This is a genomic window from Agrobacterium vaccinii (assembly GCF_021310995.1).
Taxonomy (GTDB): domain Bacteria; phylum Pseudomonadota; class Alphaproteobacteria; order Rhizobiales; family Rhizobiaceae; genus Agrobacterium; species Agrobacterium vaccinii.
This window is the reverse complement of record NZ_CP054150.1, coordinates 915,117-941,782: the sequence shown is the minus strand read 5'-3', so window position 1 is coordinate 941,782 and position 26,666 is coordinate 915,117. Positions and strand designations below refer to the sequence as shown.

The following is a 26,666-nucleotide window of genomic DNA, read 5'->3' as shown; positions in this document are numbered from 1 at the left end:
CGGCATTGCAAAAGTGATGTGCAAATATTAATTAACGTCAAGACGGCGGCTCGCTCAGGGCCGCCGTCTTGCTGTCTGCACCCCGGCAGACGCCGGAGCAGAGCATGACCGACCCGAATAAGAAGACGATCGCAGCGGATGCCAGCAATCCGCTCCAGACCATCGTGAACCTTTGGCCCTATATGTGGCCGCAAGGTAGGCCGGACCTGAAAATGCGCGTGGTCTGGGCAACGTTCTTTCTGTTGGTCGCCAAGCTGGTGCTGATTTCGGTTCCCTATTTCTTCAAATGGGCAACAGATGCGCTGAACGGTAAGCTCGATCTTGCCGGGCTCGTCCCGGCATTTCTGCTGGGTGCCGTGGTGCTGGTGGTTGCCTATAATCTGACACGGCTGATCCAGATCGGCTTCAACCAGTTACGGGATGCACTGTTTGCCAGCGTCGGCCAGCACGCCGTCCGGCAACTGGCCTACAAGACCTTCGTGCATATGCACCGTCTGTCGCTGCGCTTCCATCTGGAGCGCAAGACTGGCGGCCTGTCTCGCGTCATAGAGCGCGGCACGAAGGGCATCGAAACCATCGTGCGCTTCACCATTCTCAATACGGCTCCGACCTTTATCGAGTTCCTGCTGACCGCCGTCATCTTCTGGCTGACCTATGGCTTCTGGTATGTCTTCGTCACCGTCATCACCGTGTGGGCCTATATCTGGTTCACGGTCAAAGCCAGCAACTGGCGCATCGGCATTCGCCGCTCCATGAACGACAGCGATACCGACGCCAACACCAAGGCCATCGATTCGCTGCTGAATTTCGAAACCGTCAAATACTTCGGCAACGAACAGATGGAGGCCAGCCGTTTCGATGCCTCCATGGCGCGCTATGAAAAATCGGCGACCGCGATCTGGACATCGCTTGGCTGGCTGAACTTTGGTCAGGGCGTCATTTTCGGCCTCGGCTCCGCAATCATGATGGTCATGTCGGCGCTGGCCGTTCAGCGCGGCGAACAGACCATCGGCGATTTCGTTTTCATCAATGCGCTGCTTTTGCAGCTTTCCGTGCCGCTCAATTTCATCGGCTTCGTCTACCGCGAAATCCGCCAGGGGCTGACGGATATCGAAGAGATGTTCGATCTGCTCGAAGTCCAGGCAGAAGTGGTGGATGCACCGGATGCGAAGGAACTGCAGATCGGCACCGGAGCCCTCTGTTTTCGCGATGTGCATTTCGCCTATGATGCGGAACGGCCCATTCTCAAGGGTATTTCATTCGATGTGCCCGCGGGAAAGACCGTGGCCATCGTCGGCCCATCTGGTGCGGGCAAGTCCACCCTGTCGCGGTTGCTCTACCGTTTCTACGATATCCAGGGCGGCGCGATTACCATCGATGGTCAGGACATCCGCGACGTCACCCAGAAAAGCCTGCGCTCGGGCATCGGCATGGTTCCGCAGGACACAGTGCTGTTTAACGATACGCTCGCCTACAATATTCGCTACGGTCGCCCCGACGCTACCGAGGCCGAGGTGATGGCAGCGGCCAATGCCGCCCAGATCAGCGGTTTCATCAGCAAGTTGCCGCATGGCTACGACACCATGGTCGGAGAAAGAGGCCTGAAACTCTCCGGCGGAGAAAAACAGCGCGTCGCCATCGCCCGCACCATCTTGAAGGCACCGCCGATCCTCATTCTCGATGAGGCAACGTCGGCATTGGACACGCACACGGAGCAGGAAATCCAGAGCGCACTGGATGTGGTGTCGAAAAACCGCACCACGCTCGTCATCGCCCACCGCCTTTCCACCGTCATCGGCGCAGATGAGATCATCGTGCTGAAGGATGGCATGATCGCCGAGCGCGGCACCCACATATCGCTCATCGCCTCCGGCGGGCTATACGCCTCGATGTGGAGCCGCCAGCGCGAGGCCATTCAGGCGGAAGAGCGCCTGCGTGAAGTGCGCGAGAAGGACGATCTGGGTGTCGTGGATCGCGGCGAGCCTGCGCATTGACGGGTATAACCCCGGTGCGCAAGCAGAACACATTGCCCGTGACACGGTTTGCCTGTAGTCACCTATGCGTGTTTTATCGCGTTAGAACATGTATATCCTCGTGAAGTCATTATATATGCAGCGGTAATCAATTCGGAGAAGAAAGATCAATGAGCCTGTTCGACACCATTCGTAACACCATCGTGCCGATCCATAAGGAAGGTTATGTCTTTGTGGCCGCCTTCTTCGTCGCATCGCTGGTGCTTGGCTGGATAGCCGAACCGCTGTTCTGGGTTGGCCTCGTGCTGACCGCCTGGTGCGCCTATTTCTTCCGCGATCCAGAGCGCGTCACGCCGCAGGATGACGACCTCGTTATCAGCCCTGCCGATGGCAAGGTTTCCGCCGTGATGACCGTGGTCCCGCCGCTGGAACTGGAACTCGGCAAGGAGCCGATGGTCCGCATTTCCGTTTTCATGAACGTCTTTAACTGCCACGTAAACCGCGCGCCCGTGCGTGGCCGCATCATCAATGTCGCCTATCGTCCCGGCCTCTTCCTCAATGCCGAAGTCGACAAGGCGTCGGAAGACAATGAGCGTAACGGCCTCGTCATCGAGACGGCGCACGGCAAGGTCGGCGTCGTTCAGATCGCAGGCATGGTCGCCCGCCGCATCGTCTGCTGGGTCAAGCCGAACGAGCCCGTCGATGCCGGTGAGCGCTTCGGCCTCATCCGCTTCGGTTCGCGTCTGGACATCTTCCTGCCGGAAGGCTTCCAGCCACGCGTTTCCGTTGGCCAGACAGCCATTGCCGGTGAAACCGTTCTGGCGGAATTCGGTTCTGCCAAGGGTCCGGTCATCAGCCGTCGCGGCTGATCAGACGATAGGAAGCGAGCACTATGGACACGCCGACACCATCGCCCAGCACCAACGACAAGCCCGAGATGACCAAGGATAGCGGTCGCGGGCCGCGCCTTCGGGAAATCCCGCTGCGGCTCATCATCCCCAATCTCGTCACCGTGCTTGCCATTTGTGCTGGCCTCAGCGGTGTCAGGCTTGCTTTCGAAGGCCGGTTCGAACTGGCTGTTGCTATGGTTCTGCTGGCGGCGTTTCTGGATGGTGTCGACGGACGTCTTGCCCGCATGATGAAGGCGACCTCCAAGTTCGGCGCGCAGATGGATTCGCTGGCGGATATCGTCAACTTCGGTGTTGCGCCGGCTCTCGTCGTCTACGCGTACCTTCTTGATCAAGCCCGCTCACTCGGCTGGATCGCGGCCCTCATCTACGTCATCGCTGCTGGTCTGCGCCTCGCGCGCTTCAACGTCATGATCGAACGTGAGGTCAAGGCACCGTGGCAGAACGAATTCTTCGTCGGTGTGCCCGCCCCCATGGGTGCCATGCTGGTGCTACTGCCCGTCTATCTCGGTTTTCTCGGCATCGAGCCCGGCAAGACCTTCGCGTATTTCGCTGCCGCTTACACGGTCCTGATCGGCTACTTCCTCATCAGCCGTCTGCCGGTCTGGTCGGGCAAGTCCGAAAGCCGCATCCGCCGCGATCTCGTCATGCCCGCCATTCTCATCGTCGTGCTCTACGTGGCGCTGCTAATGAGCTTTACGTGGGAAATTCTGGTGGTGACGGTTCTCGCCTATCTCGTCTTCCTTCCATTCAGTGCGCGCATCTGGCACAAGCGTTACGGCACGCTCACCATCGATGAGGACGCCCATGGCGATCATCATGATGGCGTAGGCATGGATCGGGGCATCTGACGCTACGGCAACCACCAGCTTTATTGCGGCGGGTTTGAGGCGCAGGCCGAACACGAAATGTCGCAGTGTGCAATTTTCAATTGATTAAAATTGCCTCGAATTCGTCACGATTCCCCACGACAGACGTCATCAGGCAAGCCCGCGAATCGAAGGCTTGCACAGGACCTCTGGAGAGTGGAATGACCGAAACGAAAAAAGCCGAAGCCCCGGCAAAACCTGATCTCAACAGCCATTATCAGCCGCTTGGTCTGAGAGCCGTCGCAGCCGCCGCCATGATGGTGGCCCGCAAGCCGAAGACGGTGTGAGCACAACTTTAGCCGCTACAGTTTTTTGACGACAGACAAATGGCGCCACCGGGCGCCGTTTTTGTTTTGAGGTGGATGCCGCTCGCACAGCGTCACTCGTCATTCGACAACCAAACCGTGAAAGCGGCTTGGAATTTTATGTTTTGCAATCTTTTCATGCGTAATTGCAGCTTCTTCGGGTATCTCCGGGCAGATGCAGTGCCTTTCGACCGAAATTCATTTTCAGATCATCGTATTTTCAGATCGAGATATTGCCATGCAGGACAAGATTCTAATCGTCGAAGATTCTATCGCGCTTTCCATGTTGTTGAAAACCCGACTGAGTGCCGACACGACGGCGAATGTTTTTCACTGCGATACTCTCAAAGACGCACAGATTCTGATCGAGCGACACCGGTTTACGTTGGCGTTGACTGGTCTCAACCTTCCCGATGCACCCAATGGCGAAATCCTGACCGCGCTGGAGAAGCGCAATGTGCCCACGATCGTCTTTACCGGAACTGTCGATGACACGGCACGACTGCACTACGCGGAACGGAAGATCATCGACTACATCGTCAAGGACACCCATCGCACCGTGGAAACGGTGGTCAAGACCGTCGAGCGAATTCTGACCAACCGGCAGTTCTCCATTCTGGTCGTAGATGATGCGCGCGCCGCCCGCTCCAGCCTCGTCGAAATTCTGGCGCGGCAGAATTTCACCGTTCGCGAAGCCCATTCCGGCGCGCAGGCGTTGGAAATTCTGGCAAGCGAGCCTTCCATCCAGCTTGTGATTACCGATTACCTGATGCCCGATATGGATGGTCACGAGTTGACCCGCCGCATCCGCCTTAGCCGCACATCGCAGGACCTGCGAATTGTCGGCGTTTCGGCTTCCACGGATCGCATGCTGTCTGCGCAGTTTCTGAAAGCAGGCGCCTCGGATTTCATCTATCGCCCTTTCGTGCCGGAAGAATTGCAATGCCGGATCGACAACAACATCGAAACGCTCAAGCAACTGATGCGGCTGCGCCAACTTGCAGATCGCGACGACCTTACCGGCCTTTCCAACCGTCGTTCGTTTTTTGATCAGGCAAACGCCTTTCTCGAAACGATGAAAGCCCAGGGCGATCAGTCAACGGGCGGTGCGGTCGCCATCCTCGACATCGACTATTTCAAGAAGATCAACGACACGTTGGGTCACGAGGCTGGCGACAGGGCATTGACCAAGCTGGCCCGGCTGTTGTCAGACCTATGCGTTCCACATGGTCACCTCGTCGCCCGGCTCGGTGGCGAGGAGTTCGGCCTGCTGCTGAAAGGATTGAGTGGCGAGCAGGCCTATGACTTCTGTGAAGCCATGCGCGAAGCGGTGGAAAAAAACGGGATGTACTTCAGCATCTGCGACGTGGCGCTGACGATCTCCATCGGTGTCGTGGAAATCGAAAGCAACGAGCCCATCGGCAACCAGCTAACCGCTGCGGACCGATTGCTTTACATGGCAAAGGAGAATGGCCGAAACCGCGTTTATCCCGATCCCGTCATCACCCAGGCGCGCGCGGAAGGCGGACGCCGCTAACTTCCTCGTCAAAGAAAACATCGTCTCTTGCTGGACCTTAGAACAGCGAGAGTTGCTCGTCTGAATTTTTAGAAGCGGCTCGCGCAAGCGGTTGGCTTTCGGTGATGGCCTCTATGAGATCAGGTCCGGTGTTTGCGACCTTGTTGACCTTGTCCGAGACCGGCACAAGATCGAAGAAATCTTCGCTCGCTGCTGTCATCAAGTCGGAAACGTCGCGCGGCTCCTGCGTCTTGCAGTCCAGCCAGCGGCTGAAATCCTCCGGCGCAATCACCACCGGCATCCGGTCGTGGACACGGGATATCGAGTGGTTGGCGGCGGTCGTCAGAATTGCGCCCGTATCGACTTCCGATCCATCTGCCGACGACCATGTTTCCATCAGGCCTGCGAAAGCGACGATACCGCCGTGTTTCGGCTTGATGTAATAGGCCTGCGCCTTGCCGCCTTCTTCCTTCGCAGGCCTGCGCCACTCGTAAAAGCCGGTGGCTGGAATGAGAACGCGGCGGTGGCGCATGGCCGCGCGAAACGACGCCTTGCCAATGGCGGTTTCAGAGCGGGCATTGATCAACAACGGAAATTCCTTGGGGTCCTTCACCCAGCCGGGCAGGAAACCCCACCGCGCCAGCATGGCCTGCCGGTTCGGCAAATTGCTGCCCGGTTCTGGCCGCGCCCCTTCGAGGATGACCAGAATGGGCTGGGTTGGCGCGATGTTGAAACGGGCCGGAAAATCCTCCAGACCAATCAGGTCGAGATACTCCGCAACCTCTTCCGGCGTTGCATTCAAAACGAAGCGCCCGCACATCGCCGCCTCCCTTACGCTCTTGGACCAAACAGGATGAGCGAAGCACCCGCCAGACAAACGACACCGCCAGCTATATCCCAGCGATCAGGCGTGTGCCCCTCCACGCTCCAGAGCCAGATCAGCGACGCGACGATGTAAATCCCGCCATACGCGGCATACGCCCTGCCCGCCGCTTCCGTCGGCACCAGCGTCAGCAACCATGCAAAGGCTGCCAGCGAGATCATGCCGGGCAACAGCCAGCCCACACTCTTTCCCATCCGCAGCCACGCCCAGAATGCGAAGCAACCGGCAATTTCCGCCAGAGCGGCAGCGGCATAGATGAGGTAGAGTTTCATAAAACGATTCCCGGCTCCGATTCTGATGGGTATCCTAACTTCAACCCAAAAGTACATAGAATATCCTGTCGTATTCGCATTGCGGAAACCTCAAGTTGGTAGTAAAAATTACTACCGGTTTCAGATGGAGCGTCCCATGGCAAACGTGCAGAAAATCAGTGTATCGATGACACCACAACATGCAGAAGTTCTCCGTGATGCGGTGGAGAGCGGCGCTTACGCCAGTGGCAGCGAAGTCATCCGCGAGGCAATGCGAGACTGGGCCGCCAAATGGTCTGAGCGGCGTGGCGATATCGCCAGACTGCGCAAGATGTGGACGGACGGCAAGGCCAGCGGCAACGCCACTGAAGTCGATCTCGAGGCAGCACTGAATGAAGCGCGCGCCGAACTTGCTGCTTTAAAAAAATGAAAGTCAGGATTCTCTGGACGCCTATGGCACGGGCAGACGTCAAGAAAATCTACATCGATCTTTCCAAAGTAAATCCACAAAGCGCAGAGCGGTATTTTAAAGATTTCCGAGAAAAAGTGGATTTGCTGACGAGACACCCGCTTGCGGGTGAAAAACGGCCCGATATCTTCCCCTCGGTGCGAATGCTCGTTAAAGCGCCCTATGTCATTCTCTACGAAGCAACGCCGGACACCTTATATGACGTTGTCAAACACGTGCTTATCGTCAGGGTGATAGATGGCCGACGCGACTTGAAAGCGCTTTTCTAAACGCTTTGTGCTCCCGCCACGTTTCCTGCAAGGTTGAGCGCATAATGGGATGTTTCATCGCAAAGGATGTTCCATGCCCCAACCACAACCTGCCTCTTCCGCAATCCTGCGCCGTGGGGATCGTCTGCTTCTTGTGCGGCGCATCAACCCACCTTCGCAGGACATGTTCGCCTTTCCGGGCGGCCGGGGCGATGAGGGTGAGACGCCGGAAGAAACGGCTCTGCGGGAGCTGGCGGAAGAAACGGGTGTCATCGCGCGGAATCCACGCCTCTTCGCTACCTATGATCTTCCGTCCCATGACAATGCAGGGCAGCTGACCAGCCACTTCTTTCTGTCGGTCTTTACCGTCGAGGCCGATGAGGACGCACTTGTGATGGCAGCAGATGATGCGGCGGATGCCGGTTGGTACACGCTGGAGGAAATCCGCGCCCTTCCCGTGCCGGAAAGCGTACTGGAATGCGCACAACGTGTGCTGGGCCAGTTGCAATGCTGAGCAGAATCGCGGCTATCTGCAAGCACGTTGTTGAAACAACCTGTCGGGTAATGCGTAAATTGATGAAACGACGACTTTCGCTTTCGCTGTTGATTGGCCTGGGTGTGGTGATGCCTTTCGCATCCCTTTCCGCCGCACAGCCGTCTGCGCCGTCACCATCCGCGCCACCCCAGCAAAACAAACCCGCGCCCTATGATAACCAGATGGCCCGTCTGTCTGAAATTCTGGGAGCGGTGCAATATCTTCGCACGCTGTGCCCCGCCACCGGTTCGGAAGAGTGGCGAAAGGCGATGGGCGACCTTCTGGCGGCAGACACGGCCAGCGAACCGCAGCGCAAGCAACGCATGACGGCTGCCTTCAACCGCGGTTATCGCACATTCGCGGCGGTTCACACCGCCTGCACACCGGCTGCAATCGCAGCGGAAGAGAAATACCGTATCGAAGGGGCAACACTGGCGCAAGAAATCGCGTCAAGGTTTGGAAATTAGAGGTTTATTAACCTCTTTTGGTCGCAGGCCGTGCCGTTTTGATAAAAGACTGTTAGAGTTGTTAACAGGGTGGTAACGAGTTGCCTGCCTGTCGAGGATGAAAGATGCAAACAAGCCGTAACGAAATCCACGATATGATCGTGCATGAAAAGATGCAGGTCGCTCTGGAACATCAGAACGAAGCATGGGCCGATGGTATGGCCGATGGCATCGAGCCGGAGATTATCGCAGACGCCGCTATTGCTCTGGCCATGCGCGAAACCATCCGCATGCATGGCGAAGCTGGCGCCGAAGCCATGCTCGAATCGTTGCGCCAACGGATGCTCGAAGGCGAGTTTTCCCCGCATCGCATTATTCAATAAGCCGGAGTTCACTATGTCTTGCTCTCTCAAGGGGCTTTTGCGGTCATCTGCCGCGCTTTCCTTGACGCTTTCTCTGACGCTTGCCGCAGTCAGCTTTCCCAACGGCGCCTTCGCGCTGTCCGAACTCAAGCCTGCACCGGGCGCTGCCACCGAAGAAGGTGAAAAGCCCGCCGACAAGCAGCAGCCGGTGGAGCCGGAGGCTATCGAAGGCGATTCGGATGGCATTCCCCTGCCCGACCCGTTGGTCAACCGCTCTTCCGGTCAGCAGGCTGCGCCCGCAGACAAAGACACACCGCAGATTTCCGCCCAGATCGAGCACGACATCAGCAAGGCACCGGAGCCGGTTCGCCGTTTGCGCCAGATGATTATCGATGCCGCCGCGACCGGCAACATTGAAAAGCTGCGTCCGCTGGTCAATCCCGGCCCCAACCAGGCCCGCGTTGATGGCGATGGTGAAGACCCTATCGCAGCACTGAAAAGCTTCTCCGGCGACCCCGATGGTCTGGAAGTTCTCGCCATCATCATCGATCTGCTATCCACCGGCTACGCCCATATCGACGCCGGCACGCCGGATGAAATGTATGTCTTCCCCTATTTCGCCGGTAAGTCGCTGACCACCCTGACACCACCGGAAAAAGTGGAGTTGCTGCGCATCATCACCGCTGGTGATCTGGCCGACATGCAGGAATACGGCAATTACAGCTTTTACCGCATCGGCATCTCGCCAGATGGTCAGTGGAAGTTCTTCACCGCAGGTGACTGAACCGGAAGCGCTTGTCGTTTCTCGTCAAAAACCCTAGAACATGTCGTGTGAACAGGGGCACGCGACATGTTTTTGTTCGAGATGAACAAACCCGAACGGTAACGCCCATGTCCTCCGCTTTTCTTCCAGACCGCGCTCTCATCCGTGTTTCCGGCACCGGTGCCACGGACTTTTTGCAGAACCTCATCACGTCAGATCTCGATTCCCTGCCCGAAGGCGAAGCTCGCACAGGTGCGCTGCTGACGCCGCAGGGCAAAATTATGTTCGAGTTCCTGATCTGGCGCGATAGCAAAGGCTATGTGCTCGAAACCGGCGCCGACCAGCAGGACGCCCTTCTGCGCCGTCTGACGCTCTACAAGCTGCGCGCGCCGGTCGAACTCAAGGCGGACACGACACCGGGTATCAGCGTTTACTGGAATGAGACTGCTCCAGAAGGCGCCATCAAGGACAGCCTTTTTGCAGCCGCTGGTGTTGATCTCGTCCGCGCGCCCGGCGCATCCGCTTCCGGTGATGCCGCGACCTACAACGCTTTGCGCGTCGAGAACGGTATCGTCATCGCAGGCGCAGATTACGCGTTGCAGGATGCTTTTCCACACGATGTAATGATGGATGTGAACGGCGGTGTTTCCTTCAAAAAAGGATGCTTTGTGGGCCAGGAAGTCGTGTCGCGCATGAAGCATCGCGGCACTGCGCGTAGGCGTGTCGTCATCGTCAGCGCGCAAACGGCGCTCCCGGCTGTCGGCACCGAACTTATGGCAGGCGGCAAGCCCATCGGCACGCTTGGCACTGTCAGTGGCAGCAAGGGGCTTGCCATCGTCCGCACCGACCGCGTCGCAGACGCCATCGCGTCCGGCACCAATATCATGGCAGATGATGTGGCCGTGACTGTCGCCCTGCCTGCATGGAGCGGCCTCAGCTTTCCCAGCGCAGACCCTGCGGCCAATGCGGAGGCCTGAGTTTGGCCGCGCCTAAGACGCCACGTGCGTGGCAACGCATGCTGTCCGGCAGGCGGCTAGACCTTCTGGACCCCTCGCCGCTCGATGTCGAACTGGTCGATATCGCCCACGGGCTTGCGCGCGTCGCACGCTGGAACGGCCAGACACGCGGCGATCACGCATTTTCTGTTGCTCAGCACAGCCTGATCGTCGAGACCATTTTCTGCCGCATGAACCCGGCTGCAACGGCCAATGATATGCTGTTTGCCCTGCTGCACGATGCACCGGAATATGTCATCGGCGATATGATTTCTCCGTTCAAATCCGTGGTAGGTGGCGGCTACAAGAGCGTGGAAAAGCGGCTGGAGGCTGCCATACACCTGCGTTTCGGCCTGCCACCGCATGCCAGCCGCGATCTGAAAGACCGGATCAAGAAAGCCGATACCGTCGCCGCCTATTTCGAAGCGACCGAGCTTGCCGGTTTCTCCATGGCGGAAGCAAACAAGTTTTTCGGCCTGCCGCGCGGCATCACCAAAGACATGATCGATATCGAACCGGCACCGGCACTTGCCGCGCAAAGCCGGTTCATGCAACGTTTCGAGGCCATCGAACTGTTGCGAAAGGCAGGACCATGACCGCTATCGTCGTATCGCCGCTATCGCGCATCGCGGAAATGGCCGTGCGCCATAAATCGAAAGAGATGATCACACTGATTGCCAAGGAGCAGGCCTTTCATCGTCCTGCCGTCATCTCGGCAGACCGGCACCTGACCTTGCAGATGAATGACATCACCTTCAAGGGCACCGACAAGCTGATTGCGCCGGATGAAGTCCATGTTCAGCAAGTGATCGATTTTGCGCGCAGTTGGGATCAGTCGGCGCCGCTTCTCGTTCATTGCTGGATGGGCGTTTCCCGCTCACCGGCAGCAGCGCTGATCGCTGTTCTGGCCGTGCAGCCACAACAGGATGACGCAGCACTGGCCACCAGATTGCGCGCGGTCTCGCCCTATTCCACGCCCAATTCACGCATCATCGCTATCGGCGATCAATTGCTGGGACGGGGTGGCGCGCTGGTTGCCGCCATCAAGACGATCGGGCGCGGCGCGGATACGGACGGCAATGTGCCCTTCGTGCTGCCGCTGAGTGACGCCATCGCATAACGTCCTGACTTGATTGGACCAACAAGCACCGCCTTCCCGCTTTAGCGCGCTTTTTCAATTTTCAATGGAGCAAAATGCCGGAGCCCTCGTTTGCCGAGGCATAGGACAAACCAAAGAGGCTATGATAGATGGACCAGCAGACCACCGAAATCATCGTTGCATCGCAGGCGGCGCTTCGCCAGGCCAGCGCCCTGGCGGTTCAATACTCGTTCTCGATCGTCGGCGCGCTCGTGCTTCTCATCATTGGCTGGATTGCCGCGACGCTGCTGCAACGTTGGTCGTTCGAAGGCCTCTCACGCATTCGCGGCTTCGATGAAACGCTGGCGCGCTTCTTCTCTGGCATCGTCCGTTACGTCGTTCTCATTCTCGTGCTGGTCATGGTGCTCGGACAGTTCGGCGTTCAGACAGCATCGATCCTCGCCGCCCTCGGTGCTGCCGGTCTGGCCGTCGGTCTGGCCTTGCAGGGCACATTGCAGAACATCGCCGCCGGCATCATGCTGCTCGTTCTGCGTCCCTTTCGCGTCGGTGAATACATCGAAACGAGCGCCGTCACCGGCACCGTGGTCGAAATCGGCCTGTTCGCGACAGAGCTGAAGACCAGCGACGGCCTCTATCGCCTCGCCCCGAATTCGACACTCTGGAACGTGCCGATTACCAACTACAGCCGCTTCCCCTCCCGCCGCCACGAACTCAGCGTCAACGTGCCAAAGGGCGAAAGCCTAGCGGAAGCACAGGGCATGCTGATGCACCTCGCCCGCAGCGACAGCCGTGTCCTTTTGGACCCCGCCCCGACAACTTTCGTGGATTCCGTGAGCAACGACGGCGCTACAGTGACACTGCGCTACTGGGCCCGAAGCGACAATTGGTTCGCCACCACCCGCGACATGACCAAGTCCCTCAAAAACGCATTCGATGAACGCGACGTGAGACTGAGCGAACAGGCAGCGGAGTGATTCTCACTGGAACGCCTACCTATATTCGTGTGGATGACGCGGGTAATGTGTTGTAAGTTGCCCCTATGGAAAAGGCAGTGGCTCTAGAGATGTTGAGACAACGCACCGATGCCGTGAAAGGCATGGGTGCGACTGCTCTTTATATTTTTGGCTCCACGGCGCGCGATGAGGCCTCTGTTGCCAGCGATCTGGACGTCTACATAGACTACGATCCTGCCAGCAAGTTCTCGCTTCTCGACCTCGTCGGTATCAAGCAGTTTCTCGAGGAAGAACTGGAAATCCCGGTTGATCTGACGACGCGAAACAGTCTTCACACACTGTTGAGGACCGATATCGAGCATTCAGCAATCCGGGTTTTCTAGCAGCTACTGCCCCATGGTTGAGCGGTGGGCCCAGCCGGTCATGCGCCTTTCGACCCACGCCATGATTGCGTACATGACGATGCCTTCTACGGCGAGCATGAGCAGGCCTGCGAAGACGAGCGGGACGTTGAATTGGCTTTGGGCGGAGCTCATCATATTGCCGAGGCCATAGTTGGAGGCGACGGTTTCCGATACGACGGAGCCGACGAAGGCAAGTGTGATGGCGATTTTGAGGGAGCCGAAGAAGTAGGGCATGGAGCGCGGTATGCCCACCTTCAGCATGATGTCCATCTTGCGGGCACCCAGCGCGCGCAGCACATCTTCCGTTTCGGGCTCGATGGTCGCAAGGCCGGTTGCGACATTGACGACGATGGGGAAGAAGGAAATCAGGAATGCCGTCAGCACCGCAGGCACGGTTCCGATGCCGAACCAGATCACGAGGATCGGCACCAGCGCCACTTTGGGAATGGCGTTAAAGCCGATCATGAGCGGATAAAGCCCGGCATAGATCGCCTTGGACCATCCGATGAACAGCCCGATGGCGAGCCCTGCGACCACGGCCAGAGCAAAACCGAGCGTCGTCGTGTAAAGCGTTTGTAGCGAGTTTTTCCAGATCGGTGACCAGTATTGCACGATGGCCTGCCCCACCCGCACCGGCGATGGCAAAATGGTGGGCGGCATTTTCAGCGCGTAGACGAAAAGTTCCCAGGCAAGGAACAGCGCCACGGTGTACAGCCATGGCGCTGCCCGCACCCAGTTGACGCGGGCAACCAGTGGCTGGCGCTGCTGCGGCACCGGCGTTCTTTCAACGGTCGCGCTCATGCCGCAACCCTCGCCTTTGCGATTTCACCGTGCAGCTGCTGGACCATGGCATTGAAACTCTTCTCATACATCAGGTCGAGCTTGCGCGGGCGCTCGAACGGCACACGGTGCTGCGCCAGTATGCGGCCCGGCCGCGCACTCATGACGAAAATCTTGTCGGCGAGAAATGTCGCTTCGCGCAGATCGTGGGTGACAAGCACGATGGTGACGCGCTTGGCGGCGTGGAGATCGCGAATGACGCACCAGAGTTCTTCGCGGGTGAAAGCATCCAGCGCACCAAAGGGTTCGTCCAGCATCAAGAGGTCGGGCTCATGGATCAGGGCGCGGCACAGATTGGCGCGCTGCTGCATGCCACCGGAAAGCTGCCAGGGAAATTTGGAGCCGAAGCCTTTCAGCCCGACGATCTCTAACAGCCGCTCGGCCTTGGCAACATATTCCGCCTTGTTTGCCCGCAGCCGGTGACGGTGCTTTTCCACGATTTCCAGCGGTAGAAGAATGTTTTCCAGCGTCGTGCGCCATGGCAGCATGGTGGGGTTTTGAAACGCCATTCCGACAATCGAAACCGGCTCCGTCACCTGCTTGCCTGCAACGATGACATTTCCCTTTTGCGGAATGTGCAGTCCGGTGACGAGCTTCATCAGGGTCGACTTGCCACAACCGGACGGCCCCACCACGGCGGCGAATTCACCCTTTTTCACCTTGAGATCAAGACCGGAAACAGCCAGCGTGCCCGATGCCCCGCCATAGCGCATATCCACGCCATCGATTTCGACCAGATGCGCCATGTCCGTTCCTGTAATTCAAATTTTAGAAGCTTTACGAAGTTGCAACCGCGTCACCCCGCATTCAACGCCATCCTCGGCCTTGAGCCGAGAATCCACTCGCGTCGAAACAAAACGAACGACAGTGGATGCTCGGGACAGGCCCGAGCATGACGACGGGAATCCCATCAAGGCAGCATTCGCTCTTCCTTGGGCGGCAGATAGCTCGCGTCGAAAACCTGTTCGGCCTTCACATTGCCCTTCAAGCCAACGGACACTTTCAGTGTTTCCAGAGAAGCGGCGAGCCGGGCGGGATCGATACCGCCCATGCCGTTTTCAACGACATAGGGTGTCTTGATGTTCATGGCGTTGGCCATGGTCAGGCGCTGCAATTCGATATCGCTGTTGAGCGTCTCGTTGCGCTTCAGCACAGCGGCCACGCCCTCTTCCGGGTTCTTGACCGAATCGGCAAAGCCCTTTGCCAGCGCCTTCAGGAAGCCCTTGACCGCAGCAGGGTTTTTCTCAGCAAAATCAGTGTTTACCAGCACGGAATTGCCATAGAGATTCAAACCATGTTCGGCCATTAGAATGGTCGAAATGTCGTCGTCGGCAATGCCCTGTGCCTTGAGGTTGAGAATGACGGAGAATGCGAAACCGAAGACGGCATCGACATCGCCCTTCGCCAGCATCGGCTCCCGAACGGGAAAGCCGATGGACTGAATGTCGATTTTGCTATCGTCGATCTTGGCGACCTGCTTGAAGGCCTTCCACTGCGCAAAGGCACCATCCGGTGGTGGCGCACCTAGCTTCTTGCCTTCCAGCGATTTGGGATCACCCGTCACGCCCAGCGATTTGCGACCGACAACCGCAAAGGTCGGGCGCTCATACACCATGTAGACGGCTTTCACCTTCTGGCTCGGATCTTCATCGAGAAATTTTACGACGGAATTGATGTCGCCGAAGCCCATTTGATAGGCGCCGGTCGCTACGCGCGGAATGGCTTCGACCGAGCCGTTGCCGCTGTCGATGGTCACATCCAGACCCTCGGCCTTGAAGTAACCCTTGTCGAGCGCCAGCAAAAATCCGGCGGCGGGGCCTTCGAATTTCCAGTCCAGCGTAAATTTGATCGGCGTCTCCGCGTAGGCTGGTGCGAGTGGGATAGAAAGTCCAGCAAACATACCCACAGCGACTATCGCCGCCGTTTTCGCAAACAGCCTACGCTTCAACATCCGATCATTCCCCTTGGAGATTTTTTTTGAATTGAGGGCATACAAACCAATTTACGCCATCATGGCAAGCAAAAATCGCACAGATTTTGCTCAAATATTTTATTGCATTTTATTTGTGCAAATTCGCAAAGTTGATCGTGCAACCGCATATTTTCGAAGCACAAAAGCGCCGCTGTCACACGATTGTTCACATTGGCAACACATCGTTCTCATTTCACGGGATTGCCTCATCCACGCTTCTACAGGACACATGACATCATCAGGCAAGACGCAGGGAGAACCACATGACATCCGCACTGGGCATTCACCACATCACCATGATTACCCGCAAGGTGCAGGCCAATGTGGATTTTTACGTCGGTTTCCTGGGCCTGCGGCTGGTCAAGCGCACCGCTGGTTTCGAGGATGCCATGCAACTGCATTTGCTGTACGGCGATGCACAAGCAACGCCGGGCTCGCTGCTGACCTTCCTTGTCTGGGAAGATGGTGCGCAAGGCCGTGTCGGTTATGGTCAGACGCTGGAGGTCGCGCTTGCCATCCATCCCGCCAGCATCGGCTTCTGGCTGACGCGCGCCCTTCAGGCAGGCGTGCGGACGGAAGGCCCCATGGAAGAGTTCGGCGAACCTGTTATCAGACTGAAAGACCCTGATGGTATCATTCTCAAACTCGTAGGAACGACCGCTTTTGAGGATAGTGTTCCGAACGTTGCTCAGGGCATTCCACCAGAACACGCCATCCGCCGCATCCGCGGTGCGACCGTGCTGAGCGAGGTACCAGAAGAGACCGAGAGCTTCCTCGCGCAGCATTTCGGTTATGTCCACACGGCACAAAGCGGCAGCATTCGCCGGACTGTCTCCACGTCAGGCGATATCATCGATGTGCGGGATGCGACCGGCTTCTGGTCCAGCGCGCCCGGCACCGGCACGGTCGACCATATCGCTTTTCGCGCCCGGGACATGGATGAGCTGAACCGAACCTTGGAGGCACTGAAATCGCGTAACTCCTCCCCCACCAATGCCCATGACCGCAAATATTTCGCCTCACTCTACGTTCGCGAACCGGGCGACGTGCTGATCGAGATGGCCACGGATTTGCCCGGCATGACCGTGGACGAGCCGCTGGAAACGCTGGGCGAAAAGCTGTTCATTCCACCGCTTTTCATGCGGGATGAGGAGGATGTTCGCGTCGCACTGCCGCAGTTCGGCATGCCCGGTGAAGAGCGCGTCATTTACCGTGACCTGCCCTTCATCCACCGCTTCCACACGCCTGCCGACCCGGATGGCAGCACCATCGTGCTGCTGCATGGTTCCGGCGGCAGCGAGACCAGCCTGATGGCGCTTGCCCATACGGCCAATCCGCGTGCCACGCTTTTGGGCGTGCGCGGACGCAGCACAGAAGAAGACATTGCCCGCTGGTTCCGCCGGTTTTCCGACCTCTCCTTTGATGAAAAGGATATCGCCTCCGAAGCGGAAGCCTTTGCTGCTTTCATCGAGGGTGCGCTGCGCGCCTATGACCCTGATCGCGCAAAGCTGAGCTTCATCGGTCACTCCAACGGCGCGAACTTCCTCGCCGCGTTTTTCGCTCTCTACCCGGAATTTGCGCAGGATGCACTGTTGCTGCGCCCCATGGCCGTGCTGGCAGACTGGCCGCAATCCGATCTTTCCGGCAAGCGCTTCACGCTGGCGGCGGGTGAAACCGACCGGCACAAGGAGAGGACGCTGGCGTTGCGGGAGCATCTTGCGGCAAGCGGTGCGCAGGTGGCTGTGAATGTTCTTCCGCATGGCCACGAGTTGGGGCTGGAGGATGTGGAACTGGCGAAGCAATGGGCAAAAACCTTGTCCACAGGCGGCCTTGCATAAACAATAAGAAAAGGCTTAAAAAACAGGACCATATTTGAGGTCCTTATGACATCTTTTCTGATTTTGCTGATCGTCGGTTACGTCGTTGCTTTCTTCTATACGTTGAATGCAAGCATCAAAAACTCCAGACGGCTCGATATCGTCGAGACGGAACTGAAAGACCTCAAGGCGAAACTGGCCTCCGGTGAGTTTGCCTATCCACAGACCGTGCAGACGGACGCGCTTACCTCAACGGCGGCGACTGACGATGCCGTACCAGAAACCGCTCCCGTGGCGGAACCGCTGGAGGATGAAACACCGGTTGCGGCTCAGTCTTCAGCCGAAGACGGCGTCGTCGCGACGATGGTGCTGCCTGCCCGTGCCAAATCGACGGAAAGCTTCGAAAGCAAGCTCGGCGCACGTTGGGCCGTGTGGGCTGGTGGTCTGGCGCTGGCGCTGGGTGGCATTTTCCTCGTTAAATATTCCATCGAAAGCGGGCTTCTCAGCCCCGCCGTGCGGCTTTCGCTCGCCGCCATCTTCGGCCTCTTTCTGGCGGCAGCGGGCGAAGCGATCCGTCGCAAGGCCGTTCCCGGCATCGAGACCACCTATTCCAATGCCATGATCCCCGGCGTACTGACGGCGGCGGGTGCGCTGACGCTTTTCGGTGTGGTCTATGCCGCCTATGGCATTTACGACTATATCGGCCCGACGACGGCCTTCATCGCCCTTGCACTGGTGGCCCTTGCCACGCTTGCCCTCTCGCTCTTGCATGGACAGGCGCTGGCCGGTCTCGGCCTGTTCGGCTCGATGATCACCCCTGCCCTTATCTCCACCGAAAGCCCCAATGTCTGGGCCCTGTTTGGCTTCCTGACAATCTCCTGGCTTGCAACCGCATTGGCCGCCCGAAGCCAAAGGTGGCACGTCGTGCCCGCCCTTGCCAGTATCGGCATGGCGCTATGGGCAATCGGTTATATGGCGTTTGCGCCCCTTATCGAGGCAGAGCCGGTCCTGCTGGGGCTCGTATGCATGATTGCAGGCGCGATCTGGATCTGGCCCGGCAACATTTACGAACAGATCCGGGATATCCCCACGCGTAACGCGCGATTCGACCGCTTTCGTCCTGCATTGTCGGAACTGCTCAACCGTCCGCCATCTAACCTCAGCGCCATCATCGCCATCGCCGTGACTGTGCCTGCCGCAGCCTTTGCGATCACGCGAAATGGGGTGACGTTGCCGCCCGCTGTTGCCGTGGCAGCGCTCGTCCTGAGCTTGGCGGCCTACGGTGCCGGTCGTCACCACGCTGCCTTCCCCGCGATCTTTTCATCGCTGGCTGCTCTCGGCTGCGCCTGGCTTCTGACGGGTGGCGAATTCGTCTATCTTCCGGCCATAGGCGGTGACATTTCCTATTCGCCGTTTATTTCCAATGACAATGTGTCAGGACCTGTCCTGCGCATGATGGGCATCATATTCCTGTTCTTCAGCACATTCGTGACACGCCGGAGGGCTCAGAACGATCCTCGCTTCGGAACACTCTGGGCCGTCATCGGCGCAACCGTTCCGCTCGGTCTCGGCGTCATCAGCTTCGTGGAATATGGCAACCTTACGCGCGACTGGGGCCATGCCTTTTATGGAGTGGTCATCGGCTTGATCTTGCTCGGCTCCTCCTACCGCATGATGCAGAAAGGGAAACGAGCGTTTCTGTGGTCAGCCAATATCCTGGCCATCGGCTCTTTCCTTGGCTTCGTGCTGACCATTCACACGCTGACATCAGGGCTCGCGACGACCATTCTGATCCCGGTCCTCGGCTTTCTTTATCTTTTGGCGGCACGCTATCCGCATTGGTGGGCAATGCCCTGGATCACGGCTCTGTCGATGCTCTTCGTTCTGGGCCGCATCGCCTGGGAACCGACAATCGTCGGGCCGCAATATCTGGGCACCACGCCGGTCTTCAACGCGCTTTTGCCGGGTTACGGCATTCCCGCCCTGCTCGCCGTTGCTTCTGCATGGCAGTTGCGCAACTGGCGAGATACACGCGTCAGAAACTTCATTCAGGCCATCGCCAGCCTCATGGCCCTGCTCGCCGTCGCTATTCTCGTGCGTCACGCCATGAATGGCGGCGTGTTGACCGAGACGGTTCCGACACTGGGCGAACAGTCGATCTACACGTTGCTGACCATCGGCATGTCCGGCGTGTTGATGACACTCGACCTGAAAAGCCCAAGCCCCGTCTTCCGCTATGGTTCGATGCTGGCAGGCGTCATCGCCATGTTCAACGTGCTGGTCGCCCATTTCTTCGCGCTGAACCCTTACTTTACCGGTGAAAGCACAGGGCCGTGGCCGTTCCTCAATCTGCTGCTGATCGGATATCTTCTTCCCGGATTGGCCTATGCTGGACTTGCCGTGTACGCGCGTGGCAAGCGCCCACCTGTCTATGTCACGCTGCTGGCACTGTCGGGCGCTGCCCTCGGCTTTGCCTGGGCCACGCTTTCCGTGCGCAGGTTCTGGCAGGGCGAAAATATCGCGGACTGGAAGGGCTTCCTTCAGGGCGAGACCTACAGCTACTCTGTCGTCTGGCTCGTCATCGGCGTGGTGCTTCTGGTGCTGGGTTCACGATTCAACGCCAAAAGCCTGCGTCTTGCATCGGCAGGTCTGGTGTTTCTGGCCGTTGCCAAGGCGTTCTTGATCGATATGAGCAATCTGGAAGGCGTTCTGCGTGCGTTGTCCTTCATCGGGCTTGGCGTGGTTCTTATTGGTATCGGCCTATTCTACCAGAAAATCCTCACCGCACAGCCAAAGCCGGAGGAAGCGCAAGGGTGATTGCGCCCCTCGTTTTCAGCCTCTAAACAGGCATCCGAGACAGAGGGGAATCACATGCGGGCAGAGGCTTTCGCACCGTTCGAGCAACTTGCCGAAACCTTGATGCCGCATGCGGCTGAGGGCGATGACGGCTCGCATGATCTGGCCCATATTCACCGCGTGTTTCGCAATGCCATGCGCATCCACAATTCGGAAGGTGGCAACGGGCCGGTTTTGGCGGCCAGCGTCTTGCTGCATGATTGCGTTGCCGTGGAAAAGAATTCACCGCTACGTTCTCAAGCGTCACGGCTTGCTGCGGAAAAGGCGTCGGGCATTCTCGCTGGCCTTGGCTGGGCAACTGCGGATATCGAAGCCGTGGCCCACGCCATCCTGACGCACAGCTTTTCAGCCAATCTCGCGCCGGAAACACTGGAAGCAAAAATCCTGCAGGATGCAGACCGGCTGGATGCCATCGGCATGGTCGGGGCTGCGCGCTGCTTTTATATCGCCGGTCGTCTGGGCTCCGCGCTTTACGACCCTGAAGACCCGCTTGCGAAAAACCGCCCGCTGGATGACCGCGCTTTTGCCATCGACCATTTCGAAAACAAGCTGTTCAAGCTGGCGGATGGCTTTCAAACAGAAACCGGACGACAGATCGCACACGAAAGGCACCAGCGTTTGCAGCAGGTCCTTGATATGTTTCTGGATGAGATATGAGGCCCGCAATGCGCATTACCGAACTCAACATTTACCCGCTGAAAAGTGGCCGGGGCATCCCGCTTCCGCAGAGCGCAATCGCGGCGGAAGGTCTGGTGGGTGACCGTCGCGCCATGCTGATCGATCCCGACGGGCAGTTCATCACGCAGCGGGAATTGCCTGATATCGCCCAACTCGTCGTCCAGGCTGAAGGCGCCGGTTTTCGTCTGGCCATCGACGGCAAGGGGGACGTGCTGGCTCTGCCCTCCGGCAATCGCGCCGATGTGACGGTCTGGAGATCGACGGTCGATGCCGCCCTAGCGTCGGATGATGCCAATGCCGCACTCTCCGGCTGGCTCGGGCGCGATGTGAAGCTCGTGTTTTTCGACGACCAATCCAGCCGCGTCGCCAACCCGGACTGGGCAGGAAACGACACGCCGGTCACCTTCGCAGATGGCTACCAGATCCTCGTCACCACCACGGCATCGCTGGCCGCACTCAACGAAAACATGGTGACCAATGGTGAAGACCACGTGGGCATGGAGCGTTTTCGTCCCAACATCGTGCTGGAAACGGATGAACCCTGGGCCGAAGACCGCTGGGCCGCCATCGAGATCAACGGCATCCGTTTCGACCTCGTCAAACCCTGCACCCGCTGCATCATGACCACGCAGGACCAGCAAACCGGCTCCCGCGACGTACCCTCCCCCATGAAAGCCATGGGCCGCCTGCGCATGTCCGCCGACCGACGCGTCCCCGGCGTGCTGTTCGGCTGGAACCTCACCCCGCGCGGCGGAGGCTCGATTGCGGTTGGAGATGTGGCGAAGGTTGTGGAGGAGCGTGCGGAGGGTTGGGCGATCAAGAGGCGGTGAGAACGGCCGCGCATCGTTGATGGCAGAGTGCGCGGCTTACCCCCCTCTGTCCTGCCGGACATCTCCCCCACAAGGAGGGAGATTGGCTGGGCGCGTGCTCCCCACTCTATCCGCAGCCTTCAAGATGGGCGAGAGGCCTCAACGAGTCGATCTCCCCACCTGTGGGGGAGATGGCCGGCAGGCCAGAGGGGGGTAAGCCACACCCGGTGAGCCATCGATTCTGTAGGCTCCCCAACAACTGCCCTCACCTTTCCACCTCCACCCATCAACCCCGCTCATATCCCCGTCAAGAAAAGTCGTTGGCGAAAGACGTCTGCAAACGGTAATAATCTCCCCCTGTCTGGAGATCATTCCCTTGTCCCGAATCGCCACCTCTTCCACCAACCCAATGCCATGGCTCATCATCGTTGCCGGATCGCTGATCGCGGTTCTGACCTTCGGGCCCCGTTCCGCCATGGGCTTCTTTCAACTGCCGATGCTGGCCGATACGGGATGGGATCGCTCCACCTTCGGTTTTGCCATGGCGTTGCAGAACCTGTTCTGGGGTCTGGGCCAGCCATTTTTCGGCGCGCTGGCGGATAAGTACGGAACGGGCCGCGTGCTGGTATTGTCCGGTTTGATCTATGCGGCTGGACTTGTCTGCATGTCGATCGGCACATCGCCGCTTTGGCTGCATCTGGGTGGCGGCGTTCTGGTCGGGCTTGGCATTGCGGCGGGTTCTTTCAGCGTGATTCTGTCGGCCTTTGCCCGACATGTGACACCGGAGCAGCGCTCAATGGCCTTTGGTATCGGCACGGCGGCTGGCTCTGCGGGCATGTTCGTGTTCGCACCCATCAGCCAAGGCCTGATCTCCAGCTATGGATGGTCGGATAGTCTTGTCTGGCTCGGGGCCATGATGCTGATCGTGCCGCTGCTGGCATGGCCGCTGCGGGGCAACTCATCCTCCGGCACACAGTCACACGCGCAGTTTCAGCAGACGGCGGGACAGGCGCTACGCGAAGCTCTGGGGCACAAGAGCTACCTGCTGCTTGCCACAGGCTTCCTCGTCTGCGGGTTTCAGGTTGCTTTCATCACCGCGCATTTCCCTGCCTATCTCGGTGATATCGGCATCGAACCGCGCTACGCCGTCATCGCCATGGCGTTAATCGGCTTTTTCAACATTGCCGGTTCGCTGGCAGCAGGCTTCATCGCCCAGCGCTACTCGAAACCCTACCTTCTGGCCTACATCTATATCGGTCGCTCGATTGCGGTCACTGCGTTTCTGCTTTTGCCGCAATCACCAACGTCGGTGATCATCTTTGCCGCCACCATGGGCATTCTGTGGCTTTCCACCGTGCCGCCAACGAACGGCCTCGTCGCCATCATGTTCGGCACGCGTCATCTCGGCATGCTGGGCGGCGTGGTGTTCCTGTCGCATCAGATCGGCTCGTTCCTCGGCGTATGGATGGGTGGCTATCTCTATGACAAGGTTGGCTCTTACGATGTGGTCTGGTGGCTGGGCGTGGCGATGGGCATCTTCGCCGCTATCGTCCACTGGCCAATCGAGGAACGCGCCGTGCTGAGGCCTGCCGCCGCCTGAGACGCGCGGCTCAGCCCGCCTTGTCCAATGCCTTCAACGCCGCCTGCACGAAACCGTCGCGGGTGGCGTTTTCGTTGAGGCCACGCGGCTCATAGACGTGACGGTTTAGAAAATGGCCAGTCAGCTGAAAGGCTGCGGCAAGGCTTTCCCGGTCTGCGGCCTTGGAATGCTCCTGGCTCAGAAACGACGGCAATGACAACATGCGTGAAGCGTAAGGTGCGCCCGCGGTGCGGCACACCGCCCTGCCCGTTTTCGGTGACACATAGACGAGATCGGTACGCAGGCCGGTGGCTGCGCACGCGCTAAGATCGAGCCCGAAACCGAGATCGTTCAGCACCGCCAACTCAAAGCGCACGAAGAGTTCGCCAGCATCCGCCGGGTCCGACAGGTTTTCGAGAATCACATCCAGCGCTTCGAAGAGATGCGGGTGCGGGTCTCGCTCCGGCAGCAACCGCAGCAGGGCCGCCATCGCCTGAACACCGTAGACGGCGGTTGCCGTCTCCATCAACTGTGCAGCGCGCAGGCGGATAGGCTCGATGCGATATTCACCCAGATGGTCGTGCAGACGCGCCCGCCAGGTGACATCCACCCGGTTTCCGGGCTGCAAGACGGCCTGCATATTGCGGGAACGACCGGCACGCACGAGGCCGAGATAACGCCCACGCATGCGCGTCATCAACTCGGCGATCACGCTGGATTCGCCGTGACGTTTCACGCCCAGAATAATTGCATCGTCCTGCCACTGCATGGAATGTTTCGTCTATTGCACCTGAAGCAGCCACCATCATAGCCGATCCGGTGCAGAGATGCCTGGGTTTTCGTCAGCTCATGATACGCGTGACGAAGGCACGCAATTCCGCCTCGCCGAACGGTTTGTCGAGAAGATGCGAATCGACGAAATCAGGTGGAAAACCGCTGGTGTCGCCATAACCGCTGACGAAACCGAAGGGTATGGAGAAATCTCTCAAATGACGTGCAAGTTCATAGCTCATGCCATCCGAAAGGCTGACGTCCAGGAGAACGCAATCGGGCTTAGCCCGCAGCAACGCTTCCTTGGCCTGAAACAGTGTGGTCGCAATATCAATGGTCTTGACGCCCATGGATTGAAGGGAAGATTCCACATCCATCGCGACCAGATACTCGTCCTCCACGATGAGAACCCGTTGAGGCAACATATTTTATCTTTCTCTGGCTGCGGGCAATAACGCAGCAGCAAAAAATCCGTGACGTTCACGGAACCAATTCCTATGACATCGCAGATCGTCCGAAATACGTCATTTAAAAAAGACATATCAAAAAGATAGAGAATTACATCAGTAAATTCTAAATAAACGGTCTCAAATTGCGCAAATCGGCTTCCCACCCTGCGATTTGTGCCAGACCCGCGTCATCCAGAACGATGCACCCCTTGTCCGTCCAACGGATCAGATCCTTGTCCGCAAGTTTGCGCAGCGTCTTGTTGGTGTGGACGATGGAAAGACCCAGCGTATCGGCAACATGCTGCTGCGTCACGGGAATCGGGCCATCTTTCTCCAACAGCCCGACCCGCACGGCCTTGTCGTGGAGGAAGGCCAGCAGATAGGCCGCCCGCTCGATTGCCGTGCGCCGACCGATGCTGAGCAAATGGCTGTCCAGCATGCGTTCTTCGCTGGCCGCAATCCAGGTGATGTCATAGGCAAGCGACGGGTGATCACCGAACAGGCTGTTCAGCCGCCCGCGCTCGAACACGCAAAGCGTGATGGGCGACAGCGCCTCGACGGAATGCTGCATTTCGCCCATGACCGTACCCTGCAATCCAACCAGATCGCCGGGCATCAGGTAATTGAGGATCTGGCGACGGCCATCTTCCAGCGTTTTGTAGCGGAAGCCCCATCCCTGCAGGATCGTGTAGAGGTGGGCACTGTGCGAGCCCTCCATCAGCACGATGGCACCCGGCTCCACGGACAGCTCGCCGGTCTTGAACCGGGAGACGAAATCCAGTTCCGGGGCCGAGAAGTCACGAAAATACTTCATGCCTCGCAGAGGGCATTGCTCGCAGGGCGTGGTGGAGGTGCCGTTTGGCTTCTTGGGCGACATGAGTATCCATGAACAACGAAATCGATAAGGCAATCATAGGCTTCACCCGGGCACCCCGGTCGGTTCCGTCGTGGATCGTCAGTTGCGCGGAAACTCGAGACCCATTTCACGGAAGCGCTCCGGGTCATCGCCCCAGTTTTCGCGCACTTTCACGAACAGGAACAGGTGGACTGTCTGCTCAAGAATAGCCGACAATTCCTTGCGCGAAGATGAAGAGATCGCCTTGATGGCATCGCCGTTCTTGCCAAGAGCAATCTTCTTCTGGCTATCGCGCTCGACATAGATGACCTGCTCGATGCGCACGGACCCGTCCTTGCGCTCTTCCCACTTCTCGGTTTCGACGTGGGATGCGTAGGGAAGTTCCTGGTGAAGGCGCAGGAACAGCTTCTCGCGGGTAATTTCCGCAGCAAGCTGGCGCATGGGAAGATCGGAAATCTGATCTTCCGGGTAATACCAAGGGCCCTCCGGCAACTCGTCCGAGAGATAGTTCATCAGGTCGTCACAGCCTGAACCATTGGTGGCCGAAATCATAAACGTGCGGTCGAAACCGACAATCTCGTTGGCATCGGACGCCAGCTTCAGCAAGTCTTCGCGCTGAACCTGATCGATCTTGTTCAGGCAGAGAATCTTCGTCTGCTTCACATCCTTCAGGCCTTCGAGGATCGTCTGTGCATCGCCCTTCAGCCCGCGCTCGCTGTCGATCAGCAGCAGAATGATGTCAGCGTCCTTGGCACCACCCCACGCGGAGGTGACCATGGCGCGGTCCAGCCTGCGACGCGGCTTGAAGATGCCGGGCGTGTCCATGAAGACGATCTGGGCGTTGTTGTGAATGGCGATGCCGCGCATCACGGCGCGTGTCGTCTGCACCTTGTGGCTGACGATGGACACCTTGGCGCCGACGAGGCGGTTGACCAGCGTCGATTTACCGGCATTGGTCGGGCCGATCAGCGCAACGAAACCGGAATGCGTCGGTCTGGTCTGCGCAGTCTCGTTACCATTATCGTCAGCCGGTGCGGCGTCGAATTCATTCTCGCTCATG

At 58.4% G+C, this 26,666-nt stretch carries 30 protein-coding genes; 21 read left to right on the top strand and 9 right to left on the bottom strand.

What is annotated here, in order from left to right:
* Positions 1 to 104 precede the first annotated feature (104 nt).
* The 5 genes from HRR99_RS04775 to HRR99_RS04760 all read left to right on the top strand — a co-directional run bounded on the left by HRR99_RS04775 (position 105) and on the right by HRR99_RS04760 (position 5,592).
* Positions 105 to 1,994: an ABCB family ABC transporter ATP-binding protein/permease gene (locus HRR99_RS04775; protein WP_233122968.1), complete on the top strand. Its 1,890-nt coding sequence runs from the start codon at positions 105 to 107 to the stop codon at positions 1,992 to 1,994.
* Between the two features lie 149 nt (positions 1,995 to 2,143).
* On the top strand, positions 2,144 to 2,842 hold the full coding sequence (locus HRR99_RS04770) for a phosphatidylserine decarboxylase (RefSeq protein WP_111841639.1): 699 nt from the start codon (positions 2,144 to 2,146) through the stop codon (positions 2,840 to 2,842).
* Between the two features lie 23 nt (positions 2,843 to 2,865).
* Entirely contained in the window at positions 2,866 to 3,732 is an 867-nt protein-coding gene (locus tag HRR99_RS04765; protein WP_112499155.1) for a CDP-alcohol phosphatidyltransferase family protein, read from the top strand.
* Between the two features lie 179 nt (positions 3,733 to 3,911).
* Positions 3,912 to 4,037, top strand: a complete 126-nt coding sequence (locus tag HRR99_RS23175) for a hypothetical protein (RefSeq protein ID WP_277877901.1) — start codon at positions 3,912 to 3,914, stop codon at positions 4,035 to 4,037.
* A gap of 256 nt (positions 4,038 to 4,293) precedes the next feature.
* Entirely contained in the window at positions 4,294 to 5,592 is a 1,299-nt protein-coding gene (locus HRR99_RS04760; protein WP_233122967.1) for a GGDEF domain-containing response regulator, read from the top strand.
* Between the two features lie 37 nt (positions 5,593 to 5,629).
* Here HRR99_RS04760 and HRR99_RS04755 read toward each other — a convergent pair whose 3' ends face one another.
* Together HRR99_RS04755 and HRR99_RS04750 are read right to left on the bottom strand one after the other, a co-directional pair.
* Positions 5,630 to 6,391, bottom strand: coding sequence for an SOS response-associated peptidase (locus tag HRR99_RS04755; RefSeq protein ID WP_233122966.1), 762 nt, complete (start codon positions 6,389 to 6,391; stop codon positions 5,630 to 5,632).
* 11 nt (positions 6,392 to 6,402) lie between these two features.
* Positions 6,403 to 6,726, bottom strand: a complete 324-nt coding sequence (locus HRR99_RS04750; RefSeq protein ID WP_233122965.1) for a YnfA family protein — start codon at positions 6,724 to 6,726, stop codon at positions 6,403 to 6,405.
* Between the two features lie 136 nt (positions 6,727 to 6,862).
* On the opposite strand from HRR99_RS04750, the gene HRR99_RS04745 reads away from it, so the two are divergent.
* From HRR99_RS04745 to HRR99_RS04695, 11 genes are all read left to right on the top strand, one after another.
* Positions 6,863 to 7,135, top strand: coding sequence for a ribbon-helix-helix domain-containing protein (locus HRR99_RS04745; RefSeq protein ID WP_111841635.1), 273 nt, complete (start codon positions 6,863 to 6,865; stop codon positions 7,133 to 7,135).
* A 23-nt stretch (positions 7,136 to 7,158) separates the two neighbouring features.
* Positions 7,159 to 7,443, top strand: a complete 285-nt coding sequence (locus tag HRR99_RS04740) for a type II toxin-antitoxin system RelE/ParE family toxin (protein WP_233122964.1) — start codon at positions 7,159 to 7,161, stop codon at positions 7,441 to 7,443.
* A gap of 73 nt (positions 7,444 to 7,516) precedes the next feature.
* Positions 7,517 to 7,936 (top strand): NUDIX hydrolase, encoded by a 420-nt coding sequence (locus HRR99_RS04735; RefSeq protein ID WP_233122963.1) that lies wholly within the window; start codon positions 7,517 to 7,519, stop codon positions 7,934 to 7,936.
* Positions 7,937 to 7,998: 62 nt separating this feature from the next.
* Positions 7,999 to 8,424, top strand: coding sequence for a TIGR02301 family protein (locus tag HRR99_RS04730; protein WP_422387291.1), 426 nt, complete (start codon positions 7,999 to 8,001; stop codon positions 8,422 to 8,424).
* Between the two features lie 104 nt (positions 8,425 to 8,528).
* On the top strand, positions 8,529 to 8,786 hold the full coding sequence (locus HRR99_RS04725; protein WP_111841631.1) for a hypothetical protein: 258 nt from the start codon (positions 8,529 to 8,531) through the stop codon (positions 8,784 to 8,786).
* Positions 8,787 to 8,799: 13 nt separating this feature from the next.
* On the top strand, positions 8,800 to 9,549 hold the full coding sequence (locus HRR99_RS04720) for a hypothetical protein (protein ID WP_233122962.1): 750 nt from the start codon (positions 8,800 to 8,802) through the stop codon (positions 9,547 to 9,549).
* A 107-nt stretch (positions 9,550 to 9,656) separates the two neighbouring features.
* Entirely contained in the window at positions 9,657 to 10,505 is an 849-nt protein-coding gene (gene ygfZ / locus HRR99_RS04715) for a CAF17-like 4Fe-4S cluster assembly/insertion protein YgfZ (RefSeq protein WP_233122961.1), read from the top strand.
* A 2-nt stretch (positions 10,506 to 10,507) separates the two neighbouring features.
* Positions 10,508 to 11,119 carry an HD family hydrolase gene (locus HRR99_RS04710; RefSeq protein ID WP_233122960.1) on the top strand — a complete coding sequence of 204 codons (612 nt, stop codon included), beginning with the start codon at positions 10,508 to 10,510 and terminating at the stop codon, positions 11,117 to 11,119.
* Entirely contained in the window at positions 11,116 to 11,643 is a 528-nt protein-coding gene (locus tag HRR99_RS04705) for a tyrosine phosphatase family protein (RefSeq protein ID WP_233122959.1), read from the top strand. The genes HRR99_RS04710 and HRR99_RS04705 overlap by 4 nt, the downstream gene beginning before the upstream one ends.
* A 128-nt stretch (positions 11,644 to 11,771) precedes the next feature.
* The gene (locus HRR99_RS04700) at positions 11,772 to 12,596 is read left to right on the top strand and encodes a mechanosensitive ion channel family protein (RefSeq protein WP_233122958.1); all 825 of its coding nucleotides are present in this window, start codon (positions 11,772 to 11,774) and stop codon (positions 12,594 to 12,596) included.
* A 65-nt stretch (positions 12,597 to 12,661) separates the two neighbouring features.
* Positions 12,662 to 12,958: a nucleotidyltransferase family protein gene (locus HRR99_RS04695; RefSeq protein ID WP_233122957.1), complete on the top strand. Its 297-nt coding sequence runs from the start codon at positions 12,662 to 12,664 to the stop codon at positions 12,956 to 12,958.
* A gap of 3 nt (positions 12,959 to 12,961) precedes the next feature.
* On the opposite strand, the gene HRR99_RS04690 is transcribed toward HRR99_RS04695, so the two are convergent.
* The 3 genes from HRR99_RS04690 to HRR99_RS04680 all read right to left on the bottom strand — a co-directional run bounded on the left by HRR99_RS04690 (position 12,962) and on the right by HRR99_RS04680 (position 15,770).
* The gene (locus HRR99_RS04690; RefSeq protein ID WP_233122956.1) at positions 12,962 to 13,780 is read right to left on the bottom strand and encodes an ABC transporter permease; all 819 of its coding nucleotides are present in this window, start codon (positions 13,778 to 13,780) and stop codon (positions 12,962 to 12,964) included.
* On the bottom strand, positions 13,777 to 14,565 hold the full coding sequence (locus tag HRR99_RS04685) for an ABC transporter ATP-binding protein (protein ID WP_162694738.1): 789 nt from the start codon (positions 14,563 to 14,565) through the stop codon (positions 13,777 to 13,779). Before HRR99_RS04685 ends, HRR99_RS04690 begins: the two co-directional genes overlap by 4 nt.
* A gap of 164 nt (positions 14,566 to 14,729) precedes the next feature.
* A complete protein-coding gene (locus HRR99_RS04680) occupies positions 14,730 to 15,770 on the bottom strand; it encodes an ABC transporter substrate-binding protein (RefSeq protein ID WP_233122955.1) in 1,041 nt (346 codons plus the stop codon).
* 284 nt (positions 15,771 to 16,054) lie between these two features.
* Between HRR99_RS04680 and HRR99_RS04675 the strand changes: the two genes are divergently transcribed.
* The 5 genes from HRR99_RS04675 to HRR99_RS04655 all read left to right on the top strand — a co-directional run bounded on the left by HRR99_RS04675 (position 16,055) and on the right by HRR99_RS04655 (position 23,551).
* Positions 16,055 to 17,629, top strand: coding sequence for a VOC family protein (locus HRR99_RS04675; protein WP_233122954.1), 1,575 nt, complete (start codon positions 16,055 to 16,057; stop codon positions 17,627 to 17,629).
* A gap of 45 nt (positions 17,630 to 17,674) precedes the next feature.
* Complete coding sequence (locus tag HRR99_RS04670) at positions 17,675 to 20,425, top strand: DUF2339 domain-containing protein (RefSeq protein WP_233122953.1); 2,751 nt, start codon at positions 17,675 to 17,677, stop codon at positions 20,423 to 20,425.
* 54 nt (positions 20,426 to 20,479) lie between these two features.
* Complete coding sequence (locus HRR99_RS04665; protein ID WP_233122952.1) at positions 20,480 to 21,121, top strand: HD domain-containing protein; 642 nt, start codon at positions 20,480 to 20,482, stop codon at positions 21,119 to 21,121.
* 8 nt (positions 21,122 to 21,129) lie between these two features.
* On the top strand, positions 21,130 to 21,972 hold the full coding sequence (locus HRR99_RS04660; protein WP_233122951.1) for an MOSC domain-containing protein: 843 nt from the start codon (positions 21,130 to 21,132) through the stop codon (positions 21,970 to 21,972).
* Positions 21,973 to 22,360: 388 nt separating this feature from the next.
* Positions 22,361 to 23,551 (top strand): MFS transporter, encoded by a 1,191-nt coding sequence (locus tag HRR99_RS04655; protein WP_422387305.1) that lies wholly within the window; start codon positions 22,361 to 22,363, stop codon positions 23,549 to 23,551.
* A 10-nt stretch (positions 23,552 to 23,561) separates the two neighbouring features.
* Here the strand turns inward: HRR99_RS04655 and recO are convergent, their stop codons facing one another.
* The 4 genes from recO to era form a co-directional block, all read right to left on the bottom strand.
* The gene (gene recO / locus HRR99_RS04650; RefSeq protein WP_233122950.1) at positions 23,562 to 24,299 is read right to left on the bottom strand and encodes a DNA repair protein RecO; all 738 of its coding nucleotides are present in this window, start codon (positions 24,297 to 24,299) and stop codon (positions 23,562 to 23,564) included.
* A gap of 73 nt (positions 24,300 to 24,372) precedes the next feature.
* Complete coding sequence (locus tag HRR99_RS04645) at positions 24,373 to 24,726, bottom strand: response regulator (protein WP_111841619.1); 354 nt, start codon at positions 24,724 to 24,726, stop codon at positions 24,373 to 24,375.
* A 148-nt stretch (positions 24,727 to 24,874) separates the two neighbouring features.
* Positions 24,875 to 25,627 (bottom strand): Crp/Fnr family transcriptional regulator, encoded by a 753-nt coding sequence (locus HRR99_RS04640; protein ID WP_112500122.1) that lies wholly within the window; start codon positions 25,625 to 25,627, stop codon positions 24,875 to 24,877.
* Between the two features lie 78 nt (positions 25,628 to 25,705).
* Complete coding sequence (era, locus tag HRR99_RS04635) at positions 25,706 to 26,665, bottom strand: GTPase Era (protein WP_233122949.1); 960 nt, start codon at positions 26,663 to 26,665, stop codon at positions 25,706 to 25,708.
* Position 26,666 lies beyond the last annotated feature (1 nt).

Coding starts and splice junctions, on each gene's coding strand:
- HRR99_RS04680 (WP_233122955.1), bottom strand. CDS start 15,770: ATGTTGAAGCGTAGGCTGTTTGCGAAAACGGCGGCGATAGTCGCTGTG.
- HRR99_RS04765 (WP_112499155.1), top strand. CDS start 2,866: ATGGACACGCCGACACCATCGCCCAGCACCAACGACAAGCCCGAGATG.
- HRR99_RS04725 (WP_111841631.1), top strand. CDS start 8,529: ATGCAAACAAGCCGTAACGAAATCCACGATATGATCGTGCATGAAAAG.
- HRR99_RS04660 (WP_233122951.1), top strand. CDS start 21,130: ATGCGCATTACCGAACTCAACATTTACCCGCTGAAAAGTGGCCGGGGC.
- HRR99_RS04775 (WP_233122968.1), top strand. CDS start 105: ATGACCGACCCGAATAAGAAGACGATCGCAGCGGATGCCAGCAATCCG.
- ygfZ (WP_233122961.1), top strand. CDS start 9,657: ATGTCCTCCGCTTTTCTTCCAGACCGCGCTCTCATCCGTGTTTCCGGC.
- HRR99_RS04745 (WP_111841635.1), top strand. CDS start 6,863: ATGGCAAACGTGCAGAAAATCAGTGTATCGATGACACCACAACATGCA.
- HRR99_RS04730 (WP_422387291.1), top strand. CDS start 7,999: ATGAAACGACGACTTTCGCTTTCGCTGTTGATTGGCCTGGGTGTGGTG.
- recO (WP_233122950.1), bottom strand. CDS start 24,299: ATGCAGTGGCAGGACGATGCAATTATTCTGGGCGTGAAACGTCACGGC.
- HRR99_RS04700 (WP_233122958.1), top strand. CDS start 11,772: ATGGACCAGCAGACCACCGAAATCATCGTTGCATCGCAGGCGGCGCTT.
- HRR99_RS04770 (WP_111841639.1), top strand. CDS start 2,144: ATGAGCCTGTTCGACACCATTCGTAACACCATCGTGCCGATCCATAAG.
- HRR99_RS04735 (WP_233122963.1), top strand. CDS start 7,517: ATGCCCCAACCACAACCTGCCTCTTCCGCAATCCTGCGCCGTGGGGAT.
- HRR99_RS04690 (WP_233122956.1), bottom strand. CDS start 13,780: ATGAGCGCGACCGTTGAAAGAACGCCGGTGCCGCAGCAGCGCCAGCCA.
- HRR99_RS04720 (WP_233122962.1), top strand. CDS start 8,800: ATGTCTTGCTCTCTCAAGGGGCTTTTGCGGTCATCTGCCGCGCTTTCC.
- HRR99_RS04665 (WP_233122952.1), top strand. CDS start 20,480: ATGCGGGCAGAGGCTTTCGCACCGTTCGAGCAACTTGCCGAAACCTTG.
- HRR99_RS04670 (WP_233122953.1), top strand. CDS start 17,675: ATGACATCTTTTCTGATTTTGCTGATCGTCGGTTACGTCGTTGCTTTC.
- HRR99_RS04675 (WP_233122954.1), top strand. CDS start 16,055: ATGACATCCGCACTGGGCATTCACCACATCACCATGATTACCCGCAAG.
- HRR99_RS04685 (WP_162694738.1), bottom strand. CDS start 14,565: ATGGCGCATCTGGTCGAAATCGATGGCGTGGATATGCGCTATGGCGGG.
- HRR99_RS04655 (WP_422387305.1), top strand. CDS start 22,361: ATGCCATGGCTCATCATCGTTGCCGGATCGCTGATCGCGGTTCTGACC.
- HRR99_RS04750 (WP_233122965.1), bottom strand. CDS start 6,726: ATGAAACTCTACCTCATCTATGCCGCTGCCGCTCTGGCGGAAATTGCC.
- HRR99_RS04740 (WP_233122964.1), top strand. CDS start 7,159: ATGGCACGGGCAGACGTCAAGAAAATCTACATCGATCTTTCCAAAGTA.
- HRR99_RS04645 (WP_111841619.1), bottom strand. CDS start 24,726: ATGTTGCCTCAACGGGTTCTCATCGTGGAGGACGAGTATCTGGTCGCG.
- HRR99_RS04695 (WP_233122957.1), top strand. CDS start 12,662: ATGGAAAAGGCAGTGGCTCTAGAGATGTTGAGACAACGCACCGATGCC.
- HRR99_RS04755 (WP_233122966.1), bottom strand. CDS start 6,391: ATGTGCGGGCGCTTCGTTTTGAATGCAACGCCGGAAGAGGTTGCGGAG.
- HRR99_RS04705 (WP_233122959.1), top strand. CDS start 11,116: ATGACCGCTATCGTCGTATCGCCGCTATCGCGCATCGCGGAAATGGCC.
- HRR99_RS04640 (WP_112500122.1), bottom strand. CDS start 25,627: ATGTCGCCCAAGAAGCCAAACGGCACCTCCACCACGCCCTGCGAGCAA.
- HRR99_RS04760 (WP_233122967.1), top strand. CDS start 4,294: ATGCAGGACAAGATTCTAATCGTCGAAGATTCTATCGCGCTTTCCATG.
- HRR99_RS23175 (WP_277877901.1), top strand. CDS start 3,912: ATGACCGAAACGAAAAAAGCCGAAGCCCCGGCAAAACCTGATCTCAAC.
- era (WP_233122949.1), bottom strand. CDS start 26,665: ATGAGCGAGAATGAATTCGACGCCGCACCGGCTGACGATAATGGTAAC.